This window comes from Flavobacterium caseinilyticum (assembly GCF_004349085.1).
In the GTDB taxonomy this organism is placed as follows: Bacteria; Bacteroidota; Bacteroidia; order Flavobacteriales; family Flavobacteriaceae; genus Flavobacterium; species Flavobacterium caseinilyticum.
Map to the genome: position 1 here is coordinate 1 of NZ_SMFM01000016.1, position 14,232 is coordinate 14,232.

Below are 14,232 nucleotides of genomic sequence, written 5' to 3' on the forward strand. Positions count from 1 at the left end.
GGCAGTGCTGGACAATTGATAGTTGATGGAGCTGGTAAGGCAGCGATTACAGGTGCAGTGATGTCCTGAACATTGATGGTTTGCGTAGCGGTGGAGAAGTTTCCACAATCATCTGTAGCAGTCCATGTTCTAGTTACACTGTAGTTTCCGGCACAGTTGCCTGGTGTTTTCACATCATTGAAAGTCAACGTTACCGATGCATCACAAGTGTCAGTGGCAGTAGCTTGCGCAAAGGCAGGCAGTGCCGGACAATTGATAGTGGATGGAGCTGGTAAGGCAGCGATTACAGGTGCAGTGATGTCCTGAACATTAATGGTTTGCGTAGCGGTGGAGAAGTTTCCACAATCATCTGTAGCAGTCCATGTTCTGGTTACACTGTAGTTTCCGGCACAGTTGCCTGGTGTTTTCACATCATTGAAAGTCAACGTTACCGATGCATCACAAGTGTCAGTGGCAGTAGCTTGCGCAAAGGCAGGCAGTGCCGGACAATTGATAGTGGATAGAGCTGGTAAGGCAGCGATTACAGGTGCAGTGATGTCCTGAACATTAATGGTTTGCGTAGCGGTGGAGAAGTTTCCACAATCATCTGTAGCAGTCCATGTTCTGGTTACACTGTAGTTCCCGGCACAGTTGCCTGGTGTTTTCACATCATTGAAAGTCAACGTCACCGATGCGTCACAAGTGTCAGTGGCAGTAGCTTGCGCAAAGGCAGGCAGTGCCGGACAATTGATAGTTGACGGAGCTGGTAAGGCTGCGATTACAGGCGCAGTTGTGTCATCAATTTTTATTGATTGTGCACAAGTTGTAAATAAATCACCGCCAAAAAACAGCGAATATGTTCTTGAAAAATCTGCACCATCTCCATCTCCGCAAACATCTGTATCACCAACGTCTGCAGAAGTCATAGTAATCACCTTACCACAAGATTGTATGCCCGAAAACACATCGTTTGGATCGGTAAACGCGACTGGAATACTACAGCCTTCTATATCTATTGGACCTAATTTACAGGTGGCACTTGGTGTGCAGCAAACAATTTGCCTAGCAGTGGCCGTAGTGGTACATTTTCTTAGATCACTATCAGTAACGGTTACAGTATAATCGCCGGGACCTAAAGTAGGTGGATCTTTCTGCGTGGATGTAAATCCTGCTGGACCGGTCCAACTGTATGTGTAAGGTCCTATACCTCCTAACACAGTAACATCTACCTTATCAGGCGAACAGAATGCCTCAGCTGTGGCCTGTAAAGGAGGAACAATAACCAAAGTTCCTCCTGGATAACTGCATTTGCTGGGAATGCTTGTTAACATTGGACAAGGGTCGTCACTAGGCACTGTCCATGCCACCATAATATCACTTAAAACGAGTGAACTACCACAGGTATACTTAATTGTACCAAATTTAATGATTTGTATTCCATTACCTCCGCTTTGTACAGGCACATTATCTAAAATCTGATTTTTAGGAATCAGAGGCCCGCTACATTTGAGAAGGTCGCAAATGGATGTAGTTTTATCTGCAAAGGTTGTAGTCAAATTACCAAATATAGATACGGATGGTCTATCACTATTCGTGTTATGCCTTAGAGTAACAAACAGATCAAGTTCTTGCACTTCGGTGCCAGTACAAGTCACACATGTAGCTTTACCGAGGGTTGCGCTAATTATTTCGACATCGTTCGCACTGCAACCAAGTTTCAAAAGCCTTAAATCTGGTTGAGAGGGGGTGTTACCATCACAAGTTTGCCCAACTGCAGAAAGCGGTAGCAAAGCAAATAGTAAAAACGCAATCAAAAGCGGATTAAAAACCCGCAATGTGTTTTTAATGTTATTAGTTCGCATTCCAACTTGTTGCACATTACAATTTACAGTCCGTTCCTGTGTATTGCCTCCGCTGGTTTTTGATTTGAGACCATCTACATTTTCATTTTTATAAAAAGCTAATGTAGAAATTATGTTTTTCGGTGGTATCCAACAATTAATTTTGCTAGATAAAACTTCGAAAAACTTCCGAAGTATATTCTTTTTCATAATAGTGTAATTTTACGCCATAATTGTTTTAAAAGCAGGAAATTAGTTGACTTGGGAAAATCTTATAGATAAACAAAACATCTTCATGAAAATTCATGAAGTACACCATCATCAAAAGCATATTTTATCTTGGGGGAATAAACAAACTTTTATTAACCAAATTGGGGCTTTAAATCATCTTAAAAACCTTGCTTTTAAATTAATAATACGTACTGAAAGAATACATAAAGTTTTGTATCGGAGCGATAAAACTATCAGTATTTAAAACAACTCCAAAAAAATTGAAGAACTCCGTCATTAAAAGAATATTAAATTGCAAGGAACAATAAAAAATCTTTCTTTCGCCGTAAACTGCTTAGCAAAAACAGTTTTCTATTGCATTTTTTGTTTGCTAGAATAAAGATAAAGAATACCTTGAGACAGGATTTTACAAGCCGTCATAAATCAGATAAAAAACAAAAATAGCCGATGTAAAACAAACAAAGCAAGAAAATTAGCACCTAAAAAATAGTCTCGAGAATCAAAAAATAATTTGTCAAAGCATTGATTACCAATATTTTAAAAATAAAAAAACTATTTATTTTTTTCATAAAGGCAATAAATAACACGAAAATTAAAAAACCTCGAAAATTTTCACTTTCGAGGTTTAAATCTATAGTCTAACGCTTATTTATAATTTGAAGAAATAAGCAATTATCATCTATCTGGATGACATTACTTTTCTGGTAGTAGTTCCACGATTCGTAGTAATTTTTACAACATACATTTGCTCTTTTCCTTTATTCATTTTGAGGTCTAGCGCAGTTTCTTTGTTCAAATAACCATTGGTATCCGTTTTTGAAAACACTCGAATTCCTTGCGCATTGAACACCTCGATTTTCACATCAGACTCATAATCAAAATTATATTTGATGCTAAGCTGGTCTTTGAAAGGAACCGGATATGCTTCAAAACCCGCTTTGTCAGTGTTGGCTCCGGTTGGAGTTATTGCTGCCATTTTATTGGAATCTGGTTTAGTGGTTTTAGCAGCGGTTGGAGCAGTACAATCGGAGTCTGCACAAGATGATGCATCTGATGGACATCCATCATTATTCACAGATGTAAATCTAACTTTTACGCCATTTACTGATCCAGCAAGTAATCCAGTCCAAGAGGTTTTATCAGCTGTCCATGTTAATCCATTATCGATGCTATAATCATAAACTCCCGCTGCGCCGATTGGAGATGTAATGGTAATACTTCCTGCTGTTGTAGTATTATCACATAGGGAAGCGGAAGGCTGCACAACGCAAATAGTTGGAACAGCTGGTTTTGGATAAATGGTTAAAGGTACTGTTACTGTTTCACAACTCGTGGTGCTACCTGTAACACATACTTTCGCATATACATTGGTAGAAGCGGCAGTTGCATGAAATTGTAACCCAGCTGTGTTCGTATCAGCATCTGAAATAGGTGTAGTTAAAGCTAAATCGCTAAACCAAGTTACTGTTAAATTTCCACCATTTTTGATATCAGCTTCAAGAGAAGTTAAGTTAAAATAGGCTGAATAATTTGGCAAGGCTACTAATGAACACGCTGAAGCACTTGCCGTACCTATATTTGGCGTACTAATAATTATATTTCCTTCTTGTCTGTTACATTTTGAAGGTGTTGCGCCACATTGAAATGCACTACCAGTACAGAAATCTGTATTCCCAGTTCCCCAGCTAATATATACATCAGTCAATGCGATGGCATCTCCACAAGTCCATGAGAAAGGATCTGTGAAAGTAACCACATTTGTTGCGTTTAGTGTTATTCCACCAAAACATTGTGCTACCGTGGCTACTGGTTGACCTCCTATTGTTTCTGTTTCAGGAAAATATTGGTAAACATTACCATAAACAGCAGTCCCTATACGAGGTGATTTTGTTGTTAGCGTCAAAGAGAGATAAACATTAGCAGTCCCATTACAAATAAAAGTATCCGGTAATGGGGCTCCGTACTGATCTGACAAAAAGGCATTTATAATTTTAATGTCTTTAGATGTACAGCCAGATGTACAATTAGCAGGAGTTGTTTGTGCAACTGCCGTTGAAAATCCTGAGAAAACAAACAGCAATAGTATACATACATTTTTAAAATAATGGTCAAAGCGTTGGCTAGCGTTACTATTATCTGATTGAGAGTTAAATCCTGCTGCAGAAATGGTGTCTTTCGACAAAAAGCAGCTAGTCATTTTACGGGATAATGTATCGAAAAAATTCGAATTTGTAATATTTTCCATGATAATAAAGTTTTTAAACCATAAGTTGTTAAAAAGTAGGAAACCAATAAACTTGGGAACAAAAAAGTCATAGATAAGCAAACCACCTTCACAGAAATAAATGAAGTAAACCATCATCAAACGCACATTTAATTTTGCGGAAATAAACAGACTTTTATTAACCAAATTGGGGCTCTAAAGAATTGTAAAACCTTTATTATAAATTAATAATACCTAACAAGACTACAATCAGTTTTTTCAATTGAAACAACAAAACTTCATGTATTGAAAACACCTTCAAAAAAATTGAAGAACTCCATCGTCAAAAGAAAATTTTATCGCTGAGTACAATAAAAATTTCTTTTTTCACCGTTAAAAACGCATCCGAAATTAACTTAGAAATCCACCTTTTTATTGCTATATTAAAGATAATCAATATCTTAAAAAACATTTTTAGAAGTTTTAATAAATCAGATGAAAAACAAAAATATCCGATGTAAAATAAACAATTACGGAAAATTACTACGCTAAAAATGATTTCTAAAAACAACAATCAATACCTTAATTATTTGATTTACAATATTTTATAAAAATATTTCATATTTAATTTTATAAACATTAATGAAAAAGGAACGGTATAAAAAAAACCTCGAAAATTTTCACTTTCGAGGCTTAATTGTAGAATCTAATCCTTTACATTTTTTAGGATTAAATGGTTGTTAAAATCTATTTTGCAGACATTACTTTTTTCACAGTGCTACCACGATTAGTAGTTACTTTCACAACATATACTTGCTCTTTTCCTACATTTGCACTTAGGTTCAGCGCAAGTTCTTTGTTTAAATAACCATTTGCATCTGTTTTTGAAAGTATCATAATACCTTGAGCATTAAAGACCTCAATTTTCACATCGGTAACATAATCAAATTTATATTTGATGGTTAACTGATCTGTGAAAGGAACTGGATACGCATCAAAACCTGCACTTTCGACTTTCGCATCGATTGTTGGGATGCCAATAGTTGTTTCATTACATCTTGGAATATCATATCCAACAAATATTCTACAACCGTCAAATGCATTGTTTATCATATCAACAGCGCTCGCAATTTCAGAAAGTGAAAGACCATTGATAGCTCCTCCGCCCAAAGCTCTGTTGGCCAAGTCAAACAGTCCTTGAACTGTTTTATCGCCTGTTATCGCTGCGACAACATTTGGACTGATAGGGTAGTATTCATAATCATTAGTTACAGTTCCATCAGCATTACAGATACGTGTTTTAGCGATATCAGAACCACAGCCACCTTGTGACTCAGCGGTTACTAAAGTGCCTCCTTGTAAAGCAAAGTCACCAAGCGCGCCATTTATTCCTATATTAAGTCCTAATACTATGGTTTGAGCCAATAAAGTATTATTGATTCTTCCATTTTTCAAATAGCTGCTTGGCAATGCACTTATGGAGTAACTACCGGATAACACATAACTTTTTCCTCCTCCAGGTAAAACGTCTATAATAGCCATTCTATCTATTGGTGTATTAGTAATTACTACTGTATTTCCTAACGAACCTATTGTCATCGTACCGCCATAATATGTTAAAGCTCTATCTATAAGGGCCAAAGTGGTGTATTTTGTAAACCCACCATTATCCGGAGCACATGACATGCCACCAAGATTTCCATAATACCCTTGAGTATAAGTACATAATGCATCGGCACAAGATTCAGCAATTACAGTTAAACAATTGCTGTTTGCGGAACATGGAACGCCATTCAACGTACTTGTAGCCACCCGACGGTAATATGTTGTAACTGATGCCACACCCGGATCGTAAGTAGCTAGAGTAGCTCCTTCGATATTGGTAAAAGTACCACCACAGCCTGTCGTATTACTTTGCCATTGGTAAGTAACCGCAGCAGAGCCAGAACCCGGTGTTGTGCTGGTAAAAGCCGCAACATCATCTCCTATACATACTTCTTGATCTCCGGCAATTGAACCTGCACTCACATTATTTGGAGTCACAGTTAAACAATTACTAAAGTCTGGACAGGCTGTGCCATTGAGTGTTGAAGTTGCCACTCTGCGGAAATAAGTGACTACTGACACAGTTGCTGCATCGTAAGTGGCTGAGTTAGCCCCTACAATATCAGTAAATCCTGCACTACAACTTGTGGTGCTCATCTGCCATTGGTAACTGATTACACCTCCGTTTGTAGCAGGAGTTGTGCTTGTAAAAGCAACAGGGTCAAATGGGGTACATAGCGTTTGACTTCCAGCTATAGTACCTGGATTTATAGATTCAGGAGTTACTGTCAGACAATTGCTGTTTGCGGAACATAAAACACCATTTAATGTTGATGTCGTCACTCTGCGGAAATAGGTAACAACTAATACAACCGGCGCATCGTAAGTGGCTGATGTAGCCATGGCGATATTTGTCCATGGACCTGAACAAGCAGTTGTACTAATTTGCCATTGGTAAGTGATTGTACCACTACCGGTTCCGGCTGTAGTGCTGGTAAAGGCTGCAGGGTCAAACGGAGAACATAAAGTTTGATTACCCGCAATTACGCCTGCACTTACGTTATTTGGTGATACTGTCAAACAATTACTGTTTGCAATACAAGGAACACCATTAAGTGTTGAAGTAGTTACTCTACGGAAATAAGTTACCACGGCTACTGCTGGTGCATCATAAGTTGCTGCTGTTGCATTTGCAATATTTGTCCATGTACCATTACAGCCTGTAGTGTTGCTCTGCCATTGGTACGTGATTACACCAGTTCCGGTACCTGCGGTAGTGCTGGTAAAAGGAGCGGGGTCAAATGGACTACATAAAGTTTGGCTGCCCGCAATTTCTCCAGCGTTTACACCACTAGGGGTTATTGTTAAACAATTACTATTTGCAGAACAAGCGATTCCATTAACTGTAGAAGTAGTCACTCTGCGGAAATTAGTCAATGCAGATACTGATGGCGCATCATAAGTTGCCGCTGTAGCATTTGCAATATTAGACCAAGTGCCATTGCAGCCTGTTGTGCTGATTTGCCATTGATAGGTGATTACACCGCCTCCAGTTCCTGCTGAACTACTAGTAAACGCTACTGGATCAAATGGAGCGCATCCTGTTTGATCGCCTGCTATCACTCCAGGTGCTACAGGGTTTGGTGTTACAATTAAACAATTGCTGTTTGCAGAACATAAAACTCCATTGAGTGTTGATGTAGTTACTCGGCGGAAATAAGTAGTTACTGCTACAGTTGGTGCATCATAAATAGCTGCTGTAGCATTGGCTATATTTGTCCATGTTCCAGTGCATCCAGTAGTACTTATTTGCCACTGATACGTCACCGGACCACTTCCTGTTCCAGCAGTAGTACTGGTAAACGCAATTGGATCAAATGGAGTACAAAGTGTCTGGTCACCAGCTATCGATCCTGATGTTACATTATTTGGTGTAACTGTTAAACAATTACTGATTGCTGGGCAAGCCACGCCATTGAGTGTTGAAGTTGCCACTCGTCGGAAATTAGTTATTACAGTAACTGCCGGCGCATCATACGTCGCTAAAGTTGCATTTGCAATATCTGTCCATGTACCAGTGCATCCAGTTGTACTGATTTGCCATTGATAAGTCAGTGTTCCGGTACCTGTAGCAGGTGTAGTACTTGTAAAAGCAACAGGATCAAATGGAGTACATAATGTTTGACTTCCGTCAATTGTACCCGGGCTGATCACATTCACTGTTCCGGTAACCTGAGTTCTTGGCCCTTCACAACCTCTGGAATTTGTACAACTTACCCAATAACTTGTAGTTTGAGTAATATTTGGAGAATAGGATGATCCGGTAGCTACTATGTTTCCATTGATGGCGGCATCATACCATGTTAAAGTTCCACCTGGACAGCCGCTGGCAGACAGGGCTACAATACCAGGATCACAGCGTGTAACAGAAGTTACAGTTGGCGCATCAGGCACGAAGCTTAAATCCAATTGAAAAGGCGCTCCAGGAAAATCTTTTAATTCTGATTGACCTGAAGAACCGGAAGTTCTGGTTCTTACAAATAAGGTGCTAATTACAAAACAAGGGTCATTTCCAAAAAAGCTAGTTACATTAACTGCTCCTTCTGCCCATTGATTTGGTTCATAGGCCCACAAATCAGGATTGGTCGAAATAGGATCTTGATTATAAATAGGATACGGCACTATGGTTTGTCCCGTGTTATTAGTACCAAAAACAGTCCCAACTGCAGGTGTAAATTCAATATAAGAAGTTCCATCCCATCGTCTGGTCACTACATTTGCGAAATCTCCACCTTGGGTAAACTCAATAGTTACCAATAGATCCCCAATGGTGCGCCCGCTAAGAGTACCCGCCTCAGAACTAAAGGTTCCGTTCATCTCCATAGTCAATTTTTTTTGCAGAATTTCAAAGTCTATATAACTGCTCCCTTCCGTTACCTGACGGTCTGCGGCAAAAATCATCCATAAATCAGTAGCCACTCCACCCAAGGCAGGATCCCCATAAGAAAAATGAGCAATCGCATTTTGAATTTCATTCTTGTTTGGCGAAGATCCAGCTCCCCAAGTAAAAGAGCTTACAGGATCATTGATCTTATTGCTACTGGTGAAAATAGTTGGGTCATTATTGGTGATATTATCCCTGAAAAAGGTGGTGTAAGGATAAACATAGAAACTAGCTGGTAATGGCCCGTCCGGATAAGTGTATGGGGGCGGCACGGGTACAAATATACCTCCCGGATCAGCTCCCACATTTGTTTCACCTGCCTCAAATAAAAAGTCGCCCCAAAGTGGATTATCGCCTGGATATTTAACAAATTCATTGCCATCAACAGCAAATCCTCCCTTAGGCCATAACACTGGCGCTCTTCCCAGTATGTTTTGAGCATTCGTGGTATAGGATGCCATTAAAAATCCTACCAATAATATAGGAATAACAAATTTTTGGAGCCAGCAATGGGTTGCTGCATTTACTAAATAATTAATTGAATTTCTCTCACTAGATTTAGCTGCATCTAATTTAGAAAAGTTGTTCTCCGTTATAATGCATTGGGTTATTTTGCAATATAAAACATCGAGAATCTCGAAAATCGTACTCTTTTTCATAATTAAAGTATTTTAATATCATACATCAGAGATAAAAGGTAGTTTACAGATTTGGGGTAGAAAAATCGTAGAAAATAAAACACCTTCATAAAAATTTATGAAGTACACCGTCGTTGCAAGGATTTTTTTCTTTTGAAGAATCAAAAATCCTTTTTGAAGCTAAATGCCAATTAGATTGGTAATTAGAACATAAAATTAATATAATGAGGTAAAACAAAAGTTTTCAGATTTGGGGAGAAAACTTGCAGAAAATCGAAACAACTTCAAAAAAAATTATGAAGTAATCCATCATCCAAAAAATTTTTATTGTTGGGACAATAACAAAATTCTTTGATTAGCCTGAAAGTCGCTTTATAAAACAACTTATTTATACTTTTAAAAATTTACTTTAGTAAAATTAAACATTAAAAAAAGAAGCCTCAAAAAATTAAAAATAAAACCCGACAAGAAACTATTATAGTCGATAAAACGCATGCCGTTTAGGAAATTTAGTATGTTCTATTGTTCAATATGATCAATTTTCAAAAATGTAAGTATTTAATTATCAAGTATTTACATGACAAATTAATTAATAAATTTTATAGTTATTTAATACTAATTAACTTTCAGCTTTCAGGACAGCTTTTACATTTAAACACTATTCTTTCGTTTTTAAAACGGGATTTAATCTCATTATCCAGAGTATCATCTCGATAATAGAGTCAAAATAAACTTATACTAGTCAAATTCCATAAATCCATTGATACGTCTTAAAATTGGCATTCTGCGTCAAAAATAAAAATTTAGTGCACTCTTTTACTGTATTCGATTGGTTATTTCAATTAGATTTTTGTGTTCAATAACTGGCAATAAAACTTAGAGAGAAAACATAAAAAAACCTCGAAAGAAATACTTTCGAGGTTTAATTTTATTGTCTAATCCGATTTATTTTAATGGATTAGATGATTACTCAAGGTTATTTAGAAGAAATTACTTTTTTCACAGTGCTTCCTCTGTTAGTAGTTACTTTAACAAGGTAAACCTGTTCTTGACCTCTATAGGTATGAAGGTGTAACATAATTTCTTTGTTTAAGAAACAATTTGCCTCTGATTTTGAAAGTACCAAATGACCTTGTGAATTAAATACTTCTATTTTCACATCACTGGTATAATTAAAATCACATCTTATTGTCAAAACATCTTTGAAAGGAACTGGATAAGCTGTAAAACCAACAGAGTCATTTACTGAAACATCGTTGTTTTTAGTAGCTGGAGTTCCTCCTAATGGACATCCTGAATTATTAAGAGTATCCAATTTGGTGGCTAATTTTCCAGGAGCATCTCCACCAGCTAAGTATGCAGCATTAACTGCATCTATTACTGACTGAGGATTATTTAAATAAGGTGCTGGATAATCAACATCATCATGACAAGCATTCAATAAAGCGGCTACTCCCTGACGAGCTAAATTATTAATTCCGCCACCACCTAAATTAAGAGCTTGTAACAAAGTTAGATTAGCAAGATTTGAAGGTGCATTTACAAACACGGTACCAAATAACATTGAAGTACTATATTCTGAACACCATCTATCTGTGTGGTTTTTCCAGTATCCTAATGTACATCCTTCATTACATGCCAGTACTATTATAGTTTGGCTGATTGGAGTTGATGTATTGCCACAAGCGTCAGTCGCAGACCAAGTTTTTGTGTAAGTTACTGAACCATCAGGATTATTTGTTATGATAATACCTAAATCATTGATAACAGGATTTGAATCACAACCATCACTTACTGTTGGAATACCAAACACTGGTATCGTTCCACAATCAGCTGTTGAAACAGCTGGTAGAATAAGAGTTGGAGGAGTTATATCCACAGTCCAAGTCGCTGTACGTGAAACCGGTGCTGCTGCGTTGCCACAGGCGTCAGTTGCATTCCAGGTTCTGGTTTGTGAACGTAAACAGCCCGTGATCGTAACCACGCTATCGGTGAAGGTCGGAGTTACCATTCCACAAGCATCCATTGCTGTTGCTGTTCCAAGTGCTGCATTTATTGCAGATGCTGATGGATTACAACCCAATGTACCGTTAGTTGGTGTTCCTGTAGCCGTGATTATCGGCGCTACTGTATCCACTGTCCAAGTCGCTGTACGGGAAACTGGTGCTGCGTTGTTGCCGCAGGCATCAGTTGCATTCCAGGTTCTGGTTTGTGAACGTATACAGCCCGTGATCGTAACCGCACTATCGGTAAATGTCGGAGTTACCATTCCACATGCATCCATTGCTGTTGCTGTTCCAAGTGCTGCATTTATTACAGATTCTGATGGATTACAACCCAATGTGCCGTTGGTTGGGGTTCCTGTAGCAGTGATTACTGGAGCTACTGTGTCCACTGTCCAAGTCGCTGTACGTGAAACCGGTGCTGCTGCGTTGCCACAGGCGTCAGTTGCATTCCAGGTTCTGGTTTGTGAACGTAAACAGCCCGTGATCGTAACCACGCTATCGGTGAATGTCGGAGTTACCATTCCACAAGCATCCACTGCTGTTGCTGTTCCAAGTGCTGCATTTATTGCAGATTCTGATGGATTACAACCCAATGTACCGTTGGTTGGTGTTCCTGTAGCCGTGATTACTGGCGCTACTGTATCCACTGTCCAAGTCGCTGTACGTGAAACCGGTGCTGCTGCGTTACCGCACGCATCAGTTGCATTCCAGGTTCTGGTTTGTGAACGTAAACAGCCCGTGATCGTAACCGTACTATCGGTGAATGTCGGAGTTACCATTCCACAAGCATCCATTGCTGCTGCTGTTCCAAGTGCTGCATTTATTGCAGATGCTGATGGATTACAACCCAATGTACCGTTGGTTGGGGTTCCTGTAGCCGTGATTACCGGAGCTACTGTGTCCACTGTCCAAGTCGCTGTACGTGAAACCGGTGCTGCGTTGTTGCCGCAGGCATCAGTTGCATTCCAAGTTCTGGTTTGTGAACGTATACAGCCCGTGATCGTAACCGTACTATCGGTGAATGTCGGAGTTACCATTCCACAAGCATCCATTGCTGTTGCTGTTCCAAGTGCTGCATTGATTGCATCAGCGGATGGATTACAACCCAATGTACCGTTGGTTGGTGTTCCTGTAGCCGTGATTATCGGCGCTACTGTATCCACTGTCCAAGTCGCTGTACGTGAAACCGGTGCTGCGTTGTTGCCGCAGGCGTCAGTTGCATTCCAGGTTCTGGTTTGTGAACGTATGCAGCCCGTGATTGTAACCACGCTATCGGTGAAGGTCGGAGTTACCATTCCACATGCATCCATTGCTGTTGCTGTTCCAAGTGCTGCATTTATTGCAGATGCTGATGGATTACAACCCAATGTACCGTTGGTTGGTGTTCCTGTAGCAGTGATTACTGGCGCTACTGTGTCCACTGTCCAAGTCGCTGTACGTGAAACCGGTGCTGCTGCGTTGCCACAGGCATCAGTTGCATTCCAGGTTCTGGTTTGTGAACGTATGCAGCCAGTGATCGTAACCGCGCTATCGGTGAATGTTGGAGTTACCATTCCACATGCATCCATGGCTGTTGCTGTTCCAAGTGCTGCATTTATTGCATCAGCGGATGGATTACAACCCAATGTGCCGTTGGTTGGGGTTCCTGTAGCAGTGATTACTGGAGCTACTGTGTCCACTGTCCAAGTCGCTGTACGTGAAACCGGTGCTGCTGCGTTGCCACAGGCGTCAGTTGCATTCCAGGTTCTGGTCTGTGAACGCAGACAGCCCGTGATTGTAATCGCGCTATCGGTGAATGTTGGAGTTACCATTCCACATGCATCCATTGCTGTTGCTGTTCCAAGTGCTGCATTTATTGCAGATTCTGATGGATTACAACCCAATGTACCGTTGGTTGGTGTTCCTGTAGCGGTGATTATCGGTGCTACTGTATCCACTGTCCAAGTCGCTGTACGTGAAACCGGTGCTGCTGCGTTGCCGCAGGCATCAGTTGCATTCCAGGTTCTGGTCTGTGAACGTATACAGCCCGTGATCGTAACCACGCTATCGGTGAATCTCGGAGTTACCATTCCACATGCATCCATTGCTGTTGCTGTTCCAAGTGCTGCATTTATTGCAGATGCTGATGGATTACAACCCAATGTGCCGTTGGTTGGTGTTCCTGTAGCAGTGATTACTGGAGCTACTGTATCCACTGTCCAAGTCGCTGTACGTGAAACCGGTGCTGCTGCGTTGCCACAGGCGTCAGTTGCATTCCAGGTTCTGGTTTGTGAACGTATACAGCCCGTGATCGTAACCACGCTATCAGTGAATGTTGGAGTTACCATTCCACAAGCATCCATGGCTGTTGCTGTTCCAAGTGCTGCATTGATTGCAGATTCTGATGGATTACAACCCAATGTGCCGTTGGTTGGGGTTCCTGTAGCAGTGATTACTGGAGCTACTGTGTCCACTGTCCAAGTCGCTGTACGTGAAACCGGTGCTGCTGCGTTGCCACAGGCATCAGTTGCATTCCAGGTTCTGGCTTGTGAACGTAAACAGCCCGTGATCGTAACCACACTATCGGTGAATGTCGGAGTTACCATTCCACAAACATCCATTGCTGTTGCTGTTCCAAGTGCTGCATTTATTACAGATGCTGATGGATTACAACCCAATGTGCCGTTGGTTGGTGTTCCTGTAGCAGTGATTACTGGCGCTACTGTGTCCACTGTCCAAGTCGCTGTACGTGAAACCGGTGCTGCTGCGTTGCCACAGGCGTCAGTTGCATTCCAGGTTCTGGTTTGTGAACGTATACAGCCCGTGATCGTAACCACGCTATCAGTGAATGTTGGAGTTACCATTC

The 14,232-nt window shown here is 40.2% G+C and carries 5 protein-coding genes; 1 reads left to right on the forward strand and 4 read right to left on the reverse strand.

Translation table 11 applies throughout. From position 1 onward, the window contains the following. The 4 genes from E0F89_RS16870 to E0F89_RS17210 all read right to left on the reverse strand — a co-directional run. A partial coding sequence (locus E0F89_RS16870; protein WP_449404030.1) for an HYR-like domain-containing protein occupies positions 1-2,030 on the reverse strand: 2,030 nt, incomplete at its 3' end. Positions 2,031-2,730: 700 nt separating this feature from the next. Beyond that, positions 2,731-4,296, reverse strand: a complete 1,566-nt coding sequence (locus tag E0F89_RS16875; protein ID WP_165930063.1) for a T9SS type A sorting domain-containing protein — start codon at positions 4,294-4,296, stop codon at positions 2,731-2,733. Positions 4,297-5,001: 705 nt separating this feature from the next. Continuing rightward, the gene (locus tag E0F89_RS16880; RefSeq protein ID WP_131910883.1) at positions 5,002-9,402 is read right to left on the reverse strand and encodes an Ig-like domain-containing protein; all 4,401 of its coding nucleotides are present in this window, start codon (positions 9,400-9,402) and stop codon (positions 5,002-5,004) included. 955 nt (positions 9,403-10,357) lie between these two features. Beyond that, complete coding sequence (locus E0F89_RS17210) at positions 10,358-11,392, reverse strand: T9SS type A sorting domain-containing protein (protein WP_165930064.1); 1,035 nt, start codon at positions 11,390-11,392, stop codon at positions 10,358-10,360. On the opposite strand from E0F89_RS17210, the gene E0F89_RS17215 reads away from it, so the two are divergent. Further along, on the forward strand, positions 11,352-14,232 hold a 2,881-nt coding region (locus E0F89_RS17215), incomplete at its 3' end, for a hypothetical protein (RefSeq protein WP_165930065.1). The two genes, E0F89_RS17210 and E0F89_RS17215, sit on opposite strands and share 41 nt — an antisense overlap.